The following is a 13,855-nucleotide window of genomic DNA, read 5'->3' as shown; positions in this document are numbered from 1 at the left end:
GGAAGGATACAACGGCTATGCGGTGAGGGCGAGGCGCATGAAGATGGTGGCCTGAGGGTTGTCGTTGAAGCGGGGGATTTCTAGATAGCCACGGCGGCGGTAGAGGGCGATGGCGGTGGTGAACTCGGCGGCGCTGTCGAGGTAGAGCCAGTGATAGCCGGCAGTGCGGGCGGTGGACTCGGCTGCGTCCATGAGGAGGTTGGCGAGGCGGTGGCCGCGAAAGGCGGGCGCGACGTAGAGGCGTTTGCACTCAGCTGAGGGCTCGGCGGCGCTGGGGATGTTGGGGAGATCGCGGAGCATGACGCAGCCTGCGGGTTCGTTGTCGATGAAGGCGAGGAAATAGCCGAGTGGCGCGTGCTGGAGCTTGGCGGCGACGGTGGGCTCGTCGTCGCGCTGCTGGATTTGCCACTCGTTGTAGTAGAGGGTTAGGAGCGCGAGGACGGAAGTGAGGTCGTCGGGGGTGGCGCGGCGGATGGTGGGTGGCATCGCACTCCCTCCGGGGCTGAAGCCCCCCATCTTCATTGCTGGAATTTACGGCGGGACTGAAGTCCCGCCCCTTCAATGCAAATATGTCCACCGTGGTGAGCGAGCTTCCTGCGAACCCACGTCTCAGAAGCGAGACGTGGGGCACCCGATGTGTGTGAGGGAGCTAGACCCAGTCTCCGTTGCGCATGAGGGGTTCGGGGGTGCCGTCGGCGCTTAGGCCGTCGACGGACATGGTGGGGCCGCCGATCATCCAGTCGACGTGGATGAGGCTCTCGTTGGCGCCGAGGGCGGCTAGCTGCTCGTTGGTGAGCTTGTCACCGTCGATGAGGCAGGTGGAGTAGGCCTGGCCGAGGGCGATGTGGCTGGCGGCGTTCTCGTCGAAGAGGGTGTTCCAGAAGAGGATGCCGGACTGCGCGATGGGCGACGGGTTGGGCACGAGTGCCACTTCGCCGAGCTGGCGGGCGCCTTCGTCGGCGGAGATGAGCTTGTTGAGGGCGGCTTCGCCCGCTGTGGCTGTAGCCTTGGTAATTTTGCCGTCCTTGAACTCGCAGCGAATGTTTTCGATGAGCGTGCCCTGGTGCGAGAGCGGCTTGGATGCGCTGACGTGGCCGTTAACGCGGGACTTGTGCGGGGTGGTGAAGCACTCTTCGGTGGGGATGTTGGCGTTGCAGTAGATGCCGTTGCCTGCGGTGGTGCCGCCGCCGGCCCAGAGGTGGTTGTCGGCTAGGCCTACGGTGAGGTCGGTGGCATCGTCGGGCGTGAAGAAGCGGAGGGAGTGGTAGCGCTTGTTGTTGAGGAAGTTGACGCGGTTGCGGAGGTGGGCGTTGTGGTGCTTCCAGTCGGCGATGGGGTCGTCGCCGGTGATGCGGGAGCAGAAGAAGATAGCGTCCCAAAGCTTGGCGAGGGCGACGTTGGGGGCGTCGTGGGGGAATACGAGCTCGGCCCAGGCGGGTGTGGCGGCGGCGACGATGGTCCAGTTGATGTCGTGGCGGGTGATGAACTCGAGCGCGGGCTTGTAGGCCTTGGAGACGGCGACGTTGGCGCGGGAGACCTTGTCGGGGTCCTGGCCGGCGAGGAGCGCGGGGTTGGCGCCGGCGATGGCCATGCGCGCGGCCCCGGATTTGAAGGCCGCGGCGACGCCGTCGTAGAACCAGGTGGGCGCGTAGTCGAAGCTGGCGTCGGTGGCGTGCTCGTAGCGGGCGAGGGTGGAGGCATCGTCGGAGAAGATGGTGGTGACGAGCTTGACGCCTGCCTTGTAGGCCTGGGCGGTGATGAGGCGCGCGAGCGGGAGCGCGTCGATGGGCGAGGTGAGGAAGAGCTCCTGCGGAGGGGTCTGGCCGGGCTGGATGCCGAGGCCGACGCGGACGGCGACTTCGGCGAGGCGGTCGAGCTTTTGTTCGAAAGAGAGCGAAGCAAATGCGTGAGGGTGATTGCCGGCGAAGACGGGAGTGGATGCAGTAGCCATGAGTTAAGCGTAGGTCGCTGCGGGCTGGAGTGCAAGCGGGCGGTGTGGCGTGTGGGTTATACGAGGCCGGAGAGAGCGCGGACGATGTGGAGGGCGGACTGCAGGGCGTCTTTGCCGACCTTGTGCTCGAAGCTTCGTTGCACTTTGTCGAGAGCGCCGATGACGCGGATGGCGGTTTTGCGTCCCAGAGGTTTGAGCGCGAGGTGATAGGCGCGGGCGTCGTTAGGGTCGATTTTGCGCTGGACGAGGCCGCGGGCTTCGAGCGAGGAGACGCAATGGCTGACGTTGCCGCGGGTGGTGCCGAAGGTTTCGGCGAGCTGCGAGGGCTTGACGGGGGCGGGGGACTCGAAGAAGAGCGTGGCGAGGATGAGGGCTTCGAGGAAGTTGAGGTCGTCGGTCTGCAGGAGCTGGGTCGTCAGGGCGTCGAAGCGGCGCGCGGCGAGAGAGATGCAGAACATGGGGCTTTCTTTGAGGAAGGTTTCGATGCGCATAGGTGTTTTGGTTGAACTACTCAATTATCTCTGACGATACCAAACTATGCTTGAAGAGAGCCGCTGCATGGCTGAGGCTGGAAGCATGAATCTTGCGAGTTTTTGTGACGGATGGATGGTGGGAAGAGTGAAGAGCGCGGCGTGGGTATTGCCGGGTTTGATGGTGGTTGCAGGGAGTGCGCAGCAGGTGTCGCAACAGCCGCAGGCGGTACCGACGGTGCAGACGACGGTGGTGGTGGTGGGCGCGCCTGATCCGTTGACCGAGGGGCAGTCGGCACGGTCGACGGCGACGCTGGATGTGCAGCCGACGAAGCTGGTGTATGGCGATGCGCAGGATCTATTGCGCAGCGATGCGTCGGTGGATCTGGAAGAGCGCGGCGGGGCGGGGGTGCAGACGGATGTGACGATCCGTGGCGGGTCGTTTGAGCAGACGCTGGTGCTGCTGAATGGGTTTCGCATCAATGATGCGGAGACTTCGCACTTCAACCTGGATCTGCCGGTGGTGGCGGATGCGCTGCAGAGTGTGAATGTGCTGCATGGGGCTGGGTCGGCGCTGTATGGGTCGGATGCGGTGAGCGGGGTGGTGGACTTTGTGACGGCTGCGCCGGTGGAGGGGTACTCGCTGAAATTGCGGGCGGGTGGCGGGAGCTATGGCGAGCAGGAGCAGGCAGCGGTGGCTTCGTGGGGTGGGAAGAACGCGAGTGAAGTGATTGCGGGTGGGCGCGAGTTTTCGGATGGGTTTATTGCGGACAGGGATTATCGGTCCGAGGAGGCTAGCTCGGAGACACGGGCGAAGTCGTGGCTGGGTGATAGCGATGTGCTGCTGGCGGCGAGCGATCGCTCGTTTGGGGCGAACCAGTTTTATGGGGACTACGAATCGTATGAGCGGACGAAGGGGTGGTTCGCGGCGCTGAGCCAGCAGGTGAATGCAAAGACGCAGGCGATGCTGGCGTATCGGCGGCATACGGATGAGTATGTGCTGCTGCGGGATGACCCGAGCGTGTATGAGAACAACCACATCGATACGAGCTGGCAGGGTGCGGTACGGCGTAAGGAGACGCTGCCGCTGCACGGGGCCGCGGTGTTTTATGGGTTGGAGGAGAATGCGGATGAGATCGATAGCAACAGCCTGGGTGACCATGGGCGCAACCGTGGGGCAGGGTATGCGGGGTTTGAGTGGACGGGGGCGAAGTGGGGGACGCTTTCGGCGGGGGCCCGAGAGGAGATTTTTGACGGCGGGACGAATGTGTTCACGCCGGATGTTGCAGCGAGTGTGCGGCTGCCGCGGCAGGTGAAGCTGAGGGCTTCGGTGGGGCGCGGGTTTCGGCAGCCGACGTATACGGATAAGTACTATAACGATCCAACGACGAAAGGGAATGCGGATTTGAAGCCGGAGTCGGCATGGAACTTTGATGGCGGCGCAGACTGGTATGCGAGTGAGAAGCTGGCGCTGTCGTTCACGGCGTTTCATACGGCGGAGACCAATACGATCGACTATGTGCGCGCGAATGCTTTGCAGTCCTGGCAGGCGGAGAACCTTACGGGGCTTCATTTGACGGGTACGGAATCCAGCGTGGACTGGAGGCCGTTGGCTGGGCAGGAGTTTCGCGTGGGGTTGACGACCGTTGTGGGTGGCAAGGGCACACTGAACGGGTTGCAGGACGAGTATGTGTTCAACTATCCGGTGCAGAATGCGAGTGCGGAGTGGATCGGGCGGTTTCGTAATGGGTTATTGTTGCGGCAGCGGATTCGCGTGGTGAATAGGATCGATCGGAGTGTGTACCCGGTTTGGGATGCGTCGGCGGCTTGGGACAAGGGGCGCGTGAAGCCTTATGTGCGGGCGACGAATTTGAGCAATACGGATTACCAGGAGATTCTGGGGGTGCAGAACCAGACGCGCGCAGTGGTGGCGGGGGTGGAGGTTGTGGTGGGGCGGCAGGAGTAAGGGCTGCGGACGTGTTGCATCCCACCCATCCGCGAGAAAGCTGCGTATGGATGGGTCTCCGGTGGCGGAAGTAGAGGAAGCATACCCCAGGGGCTAAAGCCCTTCGCTTCGTGGGAGGCTATGAGACCCGAGGCTAAAGCCTCGGGGTACCTAGAAGCAACTGCAACGACAGAAGCAGATTCCCATCGGGAATGACAAACAAGAAAAACGACAAGCAAAAGAAGGCCGACCAGCGTGGACGCCTGCCGGCGTTGTGTATGCTCCGCGTGCTTTGGTGTTGGCTAGAGCTTGTCGAAGACGTCGCGGATGTCGTAGACGCCGGTGCGGGTAGAGAGCCATTCGGCGGCGCGGACGGCGCCTTCGGCGAAGGGACGGCGCGAGGCGGACTCGTGGGTGAGGAGGATGCGGTCGTTGGGGCTGATGGCTTCGACGGTGTGGATGCCGGCGGCGTCGCCGACGCGGCTGGCGGAGATGGGAATCTCTTTGTGGGGGTCGATGATGGTGCGGACGGCTTCGCCGAGGGTGATGGCGGTGCCGGAGGGGGAGTCGAGCTTGGAGACGTGGTGGGTCTCGGAGATAGAGAAGGTGTAGCCAGCGTCCTTAAGGGCGGTGGCCATCTGCCGAGTGAGCTGCAGCATGAGCTGGACGCCGATGGAGAAGTTGGTGCCGTAGAGGAGCGAGCCGCCGCGGCGCTCGGCGAGGGACTTCATGTCGTTGAGCTTGTCGTACCAACCGGTGGTGCCGATGACCATCTTGGCACCGGTGAAGAGGCAGGCGCGCATGTTGGAGACGACAGCTTCGGGGGTGGTGAAGTCGATGATGACGTCGAAGCCGGCGACGAAGGGAGCGGTGAGGGCGGCACCGTCCTTGTTCTCCGTGGCGTCGAGGACGTGGACGCTGTGGCCGCGCTCGGCGGCGACTTCTGCTACGAGTTTGCCGGTCTTGCCGACTCCGAGGACGAGGACACGCATGGGTGACTCCTTAAAGAGGCCGGGGCTGAAGCCCCGAAGAAATGGTCGCCTGATTCAGGGGCCTGAAGGCCCCTGCTCCCTCCGTTTGCCAAGACAAGCGAAGTGTATCTATGTACGTTAGACCTTGGCGGCTACGACTGTGCGGGCTTCGATGTCGAAGACGGTGGGGTCGGGGGAGGCGAAGAACTTTTTGTGGAGCGAGCGGATGGCCTCGTCTACATCTTCCTCGTTGATCATGAAGCTCATGTTGATCTCGCTGGCGCCCTGGGAGATCATCCGCACGTTGACGTGGGAGATAGCGGTGAAGACCTGCGCGGAGATGCCGGCCTGGCCGCGGATGTCCTCGCCGACGAGGCAGATGAGGGCCTTGTCGGATTCGTATTTGACGTCGGCGATCTGGGAGAGCTCGGCGCAGATGGCGGGGAGAGCTTCGCGGGAGTCGACGGTGACGGAGATGGAGACCTCCGAGGTGGAGACCATGTCGATGGCGCACTTGTGCTTGTCGAAGACGTCGAAGACGAGCTTGAGGAAGCCGTGAGCGAGCAACATGCGGCTGGCTACGATGTCGATGATGGTGAGGCGCTTTTTGGCCGCGATGGACTTGAAGGGGCTGGCGCAGGGCGGCGGGGCGGCGACGATTTTTGTGCCTTCGTTTTGCGCGTTGCGGCTGTTGAGGACGAAGACGGGGATGTTCTTCTGAACCGCTGGAAGAATCGTGGCGGGATGGAGGACCTTTGCGCCGAAGTAGGCGAGCTCGGCGGCCTCTTCAAAGCTGATGGTGCGGACGCGGAGGGCGTCGGCACAGATGCGCGGGTCGGTGGTCATGATGCCGTTGACGTCGGTCCAGATTTCGATGGCTCCGGCGTGGAGGCCGCCGCCGACGAGGGCGCCGGTGTAGTCTGACCCGCCACGGCCGAGGGTGGTGGTGATGCCGTCGCAGGAGCCGATGAAGCCGCCCATGATGGGGACCTTGCCGAGGTCGATGAGCGGGAGCACCTGCGAGACGAGAGCGTTTTCGATGGCGCGCTCGTTGGGGGTGGCCTTGCCGTAGTGCGAGTCGGTGAGGATGACGGTGCGGGCGTCGACATGGGCCGACGAGATTCCATGCTCAGAGAAAGCGGCGGCGACCATCTGGCTGGAGAGGCGCTCGCCGAAGCTGACGACGTTGTCCTCGGTGCGCGGGGTGAGCTCGCCGACGGCGGAGATGCCGCGGAGGAGGTCGTCGAGTGCGTCGAAGTCGTGATGGATGTTGAGCTGAAGCGAGGTGAGGCGGTCGGCTGTCTCTGGCGAGAGGCCGACGAGGTCGCCTGCGGTCTTGAGGTGACGGGTGCGGAGGCCGTCGGAGAGGCGGAGCGCGCCTTCGCGGTCGTTCTTGCCGGCGGCTGCGGCTGCGGCGAGGAGCGTGTCGGTAACCTTGGACATCGCGGAGACGACGACGATGGGGTTGAGGCCCTTGCGGACACGGCCGTTGACGATGGCGGCGGTGCGGAGGATGGCAGTGGCGTCCTCGACGGAGGTGCCGCCGAACTTCATGACGACGATGTGCTGGCGGGGGGTGCTCATACGGTCACCGCCTCGCTGAGAGCGGAGTTCACGGGCGGGAATTTGCGGAAGTCGAACTTGCCGAGGACGGCGAGGATCTCTGCGTTGAGGATGGCGGCGCCGGCGGCACCGCGGATGGTGTTGTGGGAGAGCAGGGTGAACTTCCAGTCGAAGATTGTGCAGGGGCGGAGGCGGCCGACGGTGGTGGCCATGCCGTTGCCGCGCATGAGGTCGAGGCGAGGCTGGGGGCGGGCGTCGCCGTGGACGTACTCGACGGGGAACTCGGGAGCGGAGGGGAGATGCAGGCCATCGAGACCCTTGCCGTGGAGCGGCTGGAAGCTGTGCCAGGCGGCGAGGATCTGCTCATGCGTGGCGGGCTTGCGGAGCTTGATGCTGACGCACTCGGTGTGGCCTTCGAGGACGGGGACGCGGTTGCACATGGCGGAGACGGTGGCGTCGAGGAGCTGGAAGCCTTTGCCGTCGGTTGTGCCTAAGAGCTTGGCGATCTCTTCCTGGAGCTTTTCTTCTTCGGACTTGATGTAGGGGATGACGTTGCCGAGGATGTCGAGCGAAGGGACGCCGGGGTAGCCTGCGCCGGAGACGGCCTGCATGGTGGTGACGAAGAGCTTTTCGATGCCGAAGTGGTCTTCAAGCGCCTTGAGCGGGAGGATGAGGCCGATGGCGCAACAGTTGGGGTTAGTGACGAGGAAGCCGCCGGTTCGCTTGCGCGTGGGTTGCGACTCGATGACTTCGAGGTGGTCGGCGTTGACTTCGGGGACGACTAGCGGGACGTCGGGGGCCATGCGGAAGGCCGAGGAGTTGGAGATGACGGCGCAGCCGGCGGCGGCGAAGCGGGGCTCGAGGTCCTTCGCGATGGGGGAGTCGACCGAGGAGAAGATGATGCGCGGAAGGTCAGCGCCTGCGTCTTCGGGAACGTTGGGCTGGAGGACCATCTGCGCAATGTGGGCGGGGAGAGGCGTGTCGAGACGCCACTGGCAGGCCTCGGCGTAGGTTTTGCCGGCCGAGCGGGCGCTGGCGGCGAGCCAAGTGATGTTGAACCAGGGGTGGTCTGCGAGGAGTTGGATGAATCGCTGGCCGACCGCACCGGTCGCGCCAAGAATACCTACGTTGCGCCGTTCCATAATCTTTCTAGGATAGCGCAAGAGGCAGGGAGTAGGGAGTGGGGAATAGGGAGTAGGAACTGCGTCGATAAGCCCGCACGCTGGTGGTTGCGTGCGGGCCGTGGTGATGGTGAAGGTTAGTCGACGTAGGTGACGCGGCGGCGGGAGTAGATGCGGGAGCCGCCTCCGCCCCAGGCGATGACGAGAGCGATGGCGTGGATGACGAACCAGAGGCTGATGCCCTGATCGGTATAGATCCAGAAGAGGATGAGCAGGCGGGGGATGAGGAGCCAGACGATGACGTCAAGCAGGTTGACGGCGGCGGGGATGTAGTGGCCCATGCCGTGCTGCAGCCAGGCGATGAAGATGCAGAGCCGGGGAAGGAAGAGCGAGAGAACGAGGAACCAGAGCGGAATGGCGTGCGTGGTGAGCAGGACGTTCATGGACGAGCCTTTCGAGAGACGGCGAACCGTGGTCTCTAGGTTCGAGAACGATTGGCGGTGCAGAGTTGTCCGGTGGCCGGATTTTCGAGGTTAAAGGTGCGGGTGGTTACTCGTGTTCGGGCGGTTGCGTCTCCCGCCACGTGCGCGAAGTTAGCCAAGTCTCGCCACGGTTGCTGTGGCGAGACCTTGGCTCAGTTTGAGGCTATTTGGCGGCGAAGGTGAAGTCGGTCTTGACGGTGCCTTTGGCGGGGACGGTGACCTGGATGTCCTTTTCGCCGAGGGTCTCCTGTACGGCGGCAAGAGTGTAGGTGCCGGGCGGGAGGTTGGGGATGACGAAGCCGCCGTTGGCTCCGGTGACGGCGAAGTAGGGAGTGGACGCTACGTTGATGTACGCCTGCATCCAGGGGTGGTTGTTGCAGCGGACGGGGAGCATGGTCTCGACTTTGTCGAAGTGCTCAGTCTGAGGCGCGCCCATGGGGCCTTCGGAGACGTCGACGGAGGGCGAGCCGTCGGTGGGCGTGGTGTGGATGTTGTGCATGGTGGGGTCGGAGTTTTTGAACTCGACGGTGCCGCCCTGCTGGACCGCGATGACGTGCGGCGTGTAGCGGCAGCCCTTCTGGTCAAGTACGACGGGCGCGGCACCGGCGGGAGCGGAGGATGCGGGCAGGCCGGACTTGATGTAGACGTAGACGTTCTGGAGGAGGTGGTCGTTGACGACGACGGCCTCAGAGGTGTTGGGCGTGGCGGCCATGGCGCAGGCGGGGTCCATGCTCATGTCGATGGGGACGCGCGCGGGGCCTTGCCGTCGAACTTGACGGCTCCGGTGATGGTGCCGGCGGTGGCGGGGTCGACGGCGGGGGTTGCGGGTGGGAGGTTGCTGGCGGTGGTGGTGGGTGTGGCTGTGGTGGTTTCGGGGGCCGCTGCGTGCTTGCAGCCGGTGAGGGTGAGAGCGGAGGCGAGGAAGATGGCGGCGAGTGTGCGGGAGGTCATCACGTAGTTATTCTATGCCGCGGTGGGTGCGCTCGCGCCTGCGGCTCTCGCGCGGCAAAAGCGTTCACGCAGAGGGCGCAGAGTAAAAGCCCGCAGAGGGCGCAATGGAAGACACGCAACAGCGAGAGCCACGGTTGAGGCCGTGGCTCTCGCTGTTTGGGGATTGATCGGATTTAGAGAGCTGCTATAACAGCTTCGGCGAAGGCTTTGGTGCCGGCGGTGCCCCCTACGTCGCGGGTGAGGGTTGTGCCTGTGGCGTAGACCTTTTCGAGGGCGGTCTGGACGTTGTTGGCGGTGTCGGTCTCGTCGATGTGGTGGAGCATGAGGACGGCGGACTGAAGGAGCGCGGTGGGGTTGGCTTTGTCCTGTCCGGCGATGTCGGGGGCCGAGCCATGGACGGCTTCGAAGATGGCGCACTCGGTGCCGAGGTTGGCGCCGGGGACGAGGCCGAGGCCGCCGATGAGGCCGCTGCAGAGGTCGGAGAGGATGTCGCCGTAGAGGTTTTCGGTGAGGATGATGTCGTACTGCCAGGGGTTCATGACGAGCTGCATGCAGGTGTTGTCGACGATGTGCTCGGCGTAGGTGATGCCGGGGAACTGCTCGGCGACGGCTTTGCAACAACGCAGAAAGAGGCCATCGGAGAGCTTCATGATGTTGGCCTTGTGGATGGCGTGGACCTTCTTGCGGTTGTGTTTCTTCGCGTAGTCGAAGGCCGACTTGGCGATGCGCGTGGAGCCCTTGGTGGTGATGATCTTGAAGGACTGCGCGAGGTCGGGGTTGATCATGACTTCGACGCCGGAGTAAAGGTCCTCGGTGTTCTCGCGGAAGATGACCATGTCGATGTCGGGGAACTTGGTCTTGAGGCCGGGGAGGGATTTGACGGGGCGGAAGTTGGAGTAGAGATCGAACTTTTTGCGCAGAGTGACGTTGATCGAAGAGAAGCCGCCGCCGATGGGGGTGGTGACGGGGCCTTTGAGGGCGACACGGGTGTGCTCGATGGAGTCGTAGAGGGCCTTGGGGATGTACTCGCCGGTCTTTTCGAAGGCGTCGGCACCGGCGTTGTAGCGGTGCCAGTCGAAGGTGCAGCCGGTCTGCTTGCCGGCAGCTTCGAGGATGCTGACGGTGGCGGCGGAGACCTCGGGGCCGATGCCGTCGCCGGCGATCAGCGTGATTTGGTGCGTGCGAGTGGACATCCGGTCGGGTTCCTTTAGAGGGCGTGTGGAGGCTGAGGCGCCAAGAATTGTTCCGAGCTGCGGTCTGCCCGGATGGAGGTCTATGGCTGCTTCAGGCCGTCATTTTCATTGTAAAGGCTGGTTTGGTGCGGCTGCTGTGGCGGGGAGCGGTAACCGTGCAGTATGCTTCTCTGCCATGCGAAGACTATGGGCTGTTTCGGTTGTGGGTGTGTGCGGGCTGGCGATGGGTGTGCAGGCGCAGTCGCTGCTGGTGGCGAACCAGGGCGATGCGACGGTGGGGATCATCGACCCCGTGAGCAACCGTCAGGTTGCGACGATCGCGGAGAACACGCCGGGAGTGCATGGGCATGAGCTGGCCGTGTCGCCCGATGGGAAGACGGCGTACCTGCCGATCTATGGCAGCGTGGGCGTGGGCAAGCCGGGGATCGATGGGCACGAGATGCTGGTGATCGATGTGCCATCGCGAAAGATTGTGGCGCATGTGGAGTTTGGGCATGGGGTGCGGCCGCATCGTCCGCTGCTGGATCCGGTGAGCGGGATGCTCTATGTGACGACGGAGCTGGATAAGTCGATCACGATCATCGACCCGAAGACGCTGAAGATTGTAGGCTCGGTGCCGACGGGGCAGGAGCAGTCGCACATGCTGGTGCTGTCGCATGATGGGCGGCTGGGGTATACGGCGAATGTGGGGCCGGGGACGGTGAGCGTGCTGGATATGAGGGCGCGCAAGACCCTTGCAGTGATTCCGGTGGCGGAGAAGGTGCAGCGGATTGCGATCTCGAACGACGACAAGCTGGTATTCACGTCGAACTATGTGAAGCCGGAGCTGGCGGTGATCGATACGGCGACGCGGAAGGTCGTGAAGCGGGTACCTCTGCCGGGGCTGGGCTATGGCGGTGCGCCGACGGCTGATGGGAGGTGGCTGGTGCTGGCGATTCCGGCAGCGGGGAAGGTGGCGGTGATCGACCTGAAGACGCTGACCGTGGCGAAGACGATTGATGTGCCGATGGCGCCGCAGGAGGTGCTGATCCGGCCGGATGAGAAGGTCGCGTATGTGTCTTGCAATACGAGCGGGAAGGTGGCGGCGATCGACTTGAAGACGTGGACGGTGAAGGCGATTATTACGGCGGGGCCGGAGGCGGATGGGTTGGCCTGGGCGCGGTGAGGCTATCCTTTGAAGCACGGGTGGCACTCACATGCAGGTCTCTCCACTGCGCAGGACGATGAGACTGTCCTGCTCCGGTCGAGATGACACATCATGGGTGGCGAGATGACACATCATGGGCTGCGGTCGAGATGACAGCCTATGGGCTCCGGATGACACCTTATGGGGGAGACAAGGTGGGCGGAACCTAGCGCGGGGTGTCGCGGTCGCGGCGGCCTCGGGTGGTGCGGTTGCTGAGGAGGCCTTCGAGCTCTTCCTTGAACTCGTTGACGTCCTTGAAGTCGCGGTAGACCGAAGCGAATCGGATGTAGGCGACGGTGTCGATCTCGCGGAGGCGGGTCATGATGAGCTCGCCGACGGAGGCGGTGGAGCGCTCGCGCTCGGCGGAGTCGACGACGAAGGCTTCGACGGCATCGACGATCTCCTGCATCTGGGTGACGGAGACTTTGCGCTTCTGACAGGAGTGGAGCAGGCCGGTGAGAACCTTCTGGCGATCGAAGGGCTCGCGGCGGCCGTCTTTCTTGACGACCATGTAGGGGATCTCGTCGAGGCGCTCGTAGGTGGTGAAGCGCTTGTTGCAGCGTTCGCACTCGCGGCGGCGGCGGATGGAGTCCGCTTCCTTGCTTTCACGGCTGTCGATGACCTTGTCCTGAGTGAACCCGCAGTACGGACATTTCATAGAACAGAGTGTAGAGGTTAGAGGGTAGAGGATAAAAGCGAGGTTGGAGATACGGGCGGGACACGGTGTCGTCTCCAATCTCAGAAGTCTGTGTTTCAGAAGTCTGTGGGGCCAGCGTTATTGGAATCTGCCGGCGCGCTTGAGGAAGAGGTCGAGCGTGCCGCCTTGCAGGACTACCGAGAAGACCACGACGAGGTAGGTGGTGGCGAGTATCCAGGTGTGGCTGTAGAGATAGGGGACAGAGAGCGCGAGAGCGATAGAGAGGCCGCCGCGGAGACCTCCCCAACTGAGGGTGATGAGCGAGGAGGCGTGGCCGGGCTGGAGCAGGCGAACGAGGCTGAGGACCAGCGTGACGACGGCGATGCGCACGAGCGTGACAGCGAGGATGGCGAGGCCGCCGGACTCAAAGGAGTGCGAGGTGAAGGGGATGAGGAGCACCTCGAAGCCGAGCAGGGCGAAGAGGATGGCGTTCTGGACCTCGTCGATGACACGCCAGAAGCGGTCGAGGGAGTCGTGGGAGATCTCGGCGTGGGTGTGGCCCATGTTGAAGTGGCGGAGGGCGAGGCCGGCGGCGACAGCTTCGAGCGGGGCGGAGAGTCGCAGGGTTTCGGCGAGGGCGTAGCCGCCGAGGGCGAGAGCGAGGGTGAGGAGGACCTCGACCTGGTAGGCCTCGACGCGACGCATGAGCTCGGAGGCGATTTTGGCGAGGGCGATGCCGAGGATGAGGCCGCCGCCGGATTCGATGACGAGGAGCGCGCCGAGGTGGCTGAGTGAGGGCGCCTGGCCGCGTGAGGCGGCGAGGACGGCGAGGAAGAGGACGGCGCCGATGCCGTCGTTGAAGAGGGACTCGCCGGCGAGCTGGGCCTGGATGTTCTTGGGGACGCCGACGCGGTGGAGCATTTCGAGGACGGCGACGGGGTCGGTGGGGGAGATGAGGGTACCGAAGAAGAGGCACTCCAGCCAGGGTGCGGGGATGCCGAGCAGGGGCAGCGTGAAGTGCATCAGGACGGCGATGCCGGCGGTGGAGAGTAGCGTGCCGATGACCGCAAGCAGCGTTACGGAGAGCTTTTCGCGGAAGAGGTAGTCGAGGTCGAGCAGGAAGGCGCCGGCGAAGAGCAGAAGTCCCAACATGCCGTGGAGGATGAGGTCTTCAAAGCGGACGCGTCCGGCAAGGCTGATGGCCCAGGCAGGCAGAGCAGGGACGGCGCGGCCGAGGAACATCATGAGTACGGAGGCGATGACAGTGAGCAGCATGGTGCCGATGGTGATAGGCAGCCGGATGACACGGATGCTGAGCCAACCGAAGAGGGCGGCTGAGGTGACGATGATGCTGACGAGGGCGAGGGTCGACATGGCGCTCTTAT

The 13,855-nt window shown here is 63.8% G+C and carries 14 protein-coding genes; 2 read left to right on the top strand and 12 right to left on the bottom strand.

The features are described 5' to 3' along the window. Positions 1 to 15 precede the first annotated feature (15 nt). From GOB94_RS03900 to GOB94_RS03890, 3 genes are all read right to left on the bottom strand, one after another. The gene (locus tag GOB94_RS03900; RefSeq protein ID WP_182277592.1) at positions 16 to 486 is read right to left on the bottom strand and encodes a GNAT family N-acetyltransferase; all 471 of its coding nucleotides are present in this window, start codon (positions 484 to 486) and stop codon (positions 16 to 18) included. Positions 487 to 649: 163 nt separating this feature from the next. Then, entirely contained in the window at positions 650 to 1,951 is a 1,302-nt protein-coding gene (locus tag GOB94_RS03895) for an aminopeptidase (protein ID WP_182277591.1), read from the bottom strand. Between the two features lie 56 nt (positions 1,952 to 2,007). Then, complete coding sequence (locus tag GOB94_RS03890; RefSeq protein ID WP_255484216.1) at positions 2,008 to 2,409, bottom strand: MarR family transcriptional regulator; 402 nt, start codon at positions 2,407 to 2,409, stop codon at positions 2,008 to 2,010. A gap of 100 nt (positions 2,410 to 2,509) precedes the next feature. On the opposite strand from GOB94_RS03890, the gene GOB94_RS03885 reads away from it, so the two are divergent. Beyond that, positions 2,510 to 4,387 carry a TonB-dependent receptor gene (locus GOB94_RS03885; RefSeq protein ID WP_255484215.1) on the top strand — a complete coding sequence of 626 codons (1,878 nt, stop codon included), beginning with the start codon at positions 2,510 to 2,512 and terminating at the stop codon, positions 4,385 to 4,387. 281 nt (positions 4,388 to 4,668) lie between these two features. Here GOB94_RS03885 and dapB read toward each other — a convergent pair whose 3' ends face one another. The 7 genes from dapB to GOB94_RS03855 all read right to left on the bottom strand — a co-directional run bounded on the left by dapB (position 4,669) and on the right by GOB94_RS03855 (position 10,647). Continuing rightward, the gene (dapB, locus tag GOB94_RS03880; RefSeq protein WP_182277589.1) at positions 4,669 to 5,358 is read right to left on the bottom strand and encodes a 4-hydroxy-tetrahydrodipicolinate reductase; all 690 of its coding nucleotides are present in this window, start codon (positions 5,356 to 5,358) and stop codon (positions 4,669 to 4,671) included. Between the two features lie 117 nt (positions 5,359 to 5,475). Beyond that, positions 5,476 to 6,921 (bottom strand): lysine-sensitive aspartokinase 3, encoded by a 1,446-nt coding sequence (gene lysC, locus GOB94_RS03875; protein ID WP_182277588.1) that lies wholly within the window; start codon positions 6,919 to 6,921, stop codon positions 5,476 to 5,478. Continuing rightward, positions 6,918 to 8,042 carry an aspartate-semialdehyde dehydrogenase gene (gene asd / locus GOB94_RS03870; protein ID WP_182277587.1) on the bottom strand — a complete coding sequence of 375 codons (1,125 nt, stop codon included), beginning with the start codon at positions 8,040 to 8,042 and terminating at the stop codon, positions 6,918 to 6,920. The genes lysC and asd overlap by 4 nt, the downstream gene beginning before the upstream one ends. Positions 8,043 to 8,158: 116 nt before the next feature. Beyond that, positions 8,159 to 8,464: a hypothetical protein gene (locus GOB94_RS03865; RefSeq protein ID WP_182277586.1), complete on the bottom strand. Its 306-nt coding sequence runs from the start codon at positions 8,462 to 8,464 to the stop codon at positions 8,159 to 8,161. Positions 8,465 to 8,666: 202 nt separating this feature from the next. Beyond that, positions 8,667 to 9,233 (bottom strand): carboxypeptidase regulatory-like domain-containing protein, encoded by a 567-nt coding sequence (locus GOB94_RS03860; protein WP_255484214.1) that lies wholly within the window; start codon positions 9,231 to 9,233, stop codon positions 8,667 to 8,669. 2 nt (positions 9,234 to 9,235) lie between these two features. Next, a complete protein-coding gene (locus tag GOB94_RS16780; RefSeq protein WP_255484213.1) occupies positions 9,236 to 9,454 on the bottom strand; it encodes a hypothetical protein in 219 nt (72 codons plus the stop codon). A 173-nt stretch (positions 9,455 to 9,627) separates the two neighbouring features. Next, entirely contained in the window at positions 9,628 to 10,647 is a 1,020-nt protein-coding gene (locus tag GOB94_RS03855; protein ID WP_182277585.1) for an isocitrate/isopropylmalate dehydrogenase family protein, read from the bottom strand. Positions 10,648 to 10,822: 175 nt separating this feature from the next. Here GOB94_RS03855 and GOB94_RS03850 point away from each other — a divergent pair, with 175 nt between their 5' ends. After that, a complete protein-coding gene (locus GOB94_RS03850; RefSeq protein WP_182277584.1) occupies positions 10,823 to 11,812 on the top strand; it encodes a YncE family protein in 990 nt (329 codons plus the stop codon). 187 nt (positions 11,813 to 11,999) lie between these two features. Here GOB94_RS03850 and nrdR read toward each other — a convergent pair whose 3' ends face one another. Next, on the bottom strand, positions 12,000 to 12,491 hold the full coding sequence (gene nrdR, locus GOB94_RS03845) for a transcriptional regulator NrdR (RefSeq protein ID WP_182277583.1): 492 nt from the start codon (positions 12,489 to 12,491) through the stop codon (positions 12,000 to 12,002). A gap of 117 nt (positions 12,492 to 12,608) precedes the next feature. Then, positions 12,609 to 13,844 carry a sodium:proton antiporter gene (locus tag GOB94_RS03840; protein WP_182277582.1) on the bottom strand — a complete coding sequence of 412 codons (1,236 nt, stop codon included), beginning with the start codon at positions 13,842 to 13,844 and terminating at the stop codon, positions 12,609 to 12,611. Between the last annotated feature and the right edge of the window lie 11 nt (positions 13,845 to 13,855).

Source organism: Granulicella sp. 5B5, from assembly GCF_014083945.1.
In the GTDB taxonomy this organism is placed as follows: Bacteria; Acidobacteriota; Terriglobia; order Terriglobales; family Acidobacteriaceae; genus Granulicella.
The sequence above is the reverse complement of the archived record's forward strand: the minus strand, read 5'-3'. Positions and strand labels throughout refer to the sequence as shown.

Coding starts and splice junctions, on each gene's coding strand:
- GOB94_RS03895 (WP_182277591.1), bottom strand. CDS start 1,951: ATGGCTACTGCATCCACTCCCGTCTTCGCCGGCAATCACCCTCACGCA.
- GOB94_RS16780 (WP_255484213.1), bottom strand. CDS start 9,454: ATGACCTCCCGCACACTCGCCGCCATCTTCCTCGCCTCCGCTCTCACC.
- GOB94_RS03840 (WP_182277582.1), bottom strand. CDS start 13,844: ATGTCGACCCTCGCCCTCGTCAGCATCATCGTCACCTCAGCCGCCCTC.
- GOB94_RS03860 (WP_255484214.1), bottom strand. CDS start 9,233: ATGGACCCCGCCTGCGCCATGGCCGCCACGCCCAACACCTCTGAGGCC.
- asd (WP_182277587.1), bottom strand. CDS start 8,042: ATGGAACGGCGCAACGTAGGTATTCTTGGCGCGACCGGTGCGGTCGGC.
- GOB94_RS03855 (WP_182277585.1), bottom strand. CDS start 10,647: ATGTCCACTCGCACGCACCAAATCACGCTGATCGCCGGCGACGGCATC.
- GOB94_RS03850 (WP_182277584.1), top strand. CDS start 10,823: ATGCGAAGACTATGGGCTGTTTCGGTTGTGGGTGTGTGCGGGCTGGCG.
- GOB94_RS03865 (WP_182277586.1), bottom strand. CDS start 8,464: ATGAACGTCCTGCTCACCACGCACGCCATTCCGCTCTGGTTCCTCGTT.
- dapB (WP_182277589.1), bottom strand. CDS start 5,358: ATGCGTGTCCTCGTCCTCGGAGTCGGCAAGACCGGCAAACTCGTAGCA.
- nrdR (WP_182277583.1), bottom strand. CDS start 12,491: ATGAAATGTCCGTACTGCGGGTTCACTCAGGACAAGGTCATCGACAGC.
- lysC (WP_182277588.1), bottom strand. CDS start 6,921: ATGAGCACCCCCCGCCAGCACATCGTCGTCATGAAGTTCGGCGGCACC.
- GOB94_RS03890 (WP_255484216.1), bottom strand. CDS start 2,409: ATGTTCTGCATCTCTCTCGCCGCGCGCCGCTTCGACGCCCTGACGACC.
- GOB94_RS03900 (WP_182277592.1), bottom strand. CDS start 486: ATGCCACCCACCATCCGCCGCGCCACCCCCGACGACCTCACTTCCGTC.
- GOB94_RS03885 (WP_255484215.1), top strand. CDS start 2,510: ATGGCTGAGGCTGGAAGCATGAATCTTGCGAGTTTTTGTGACGGATGG.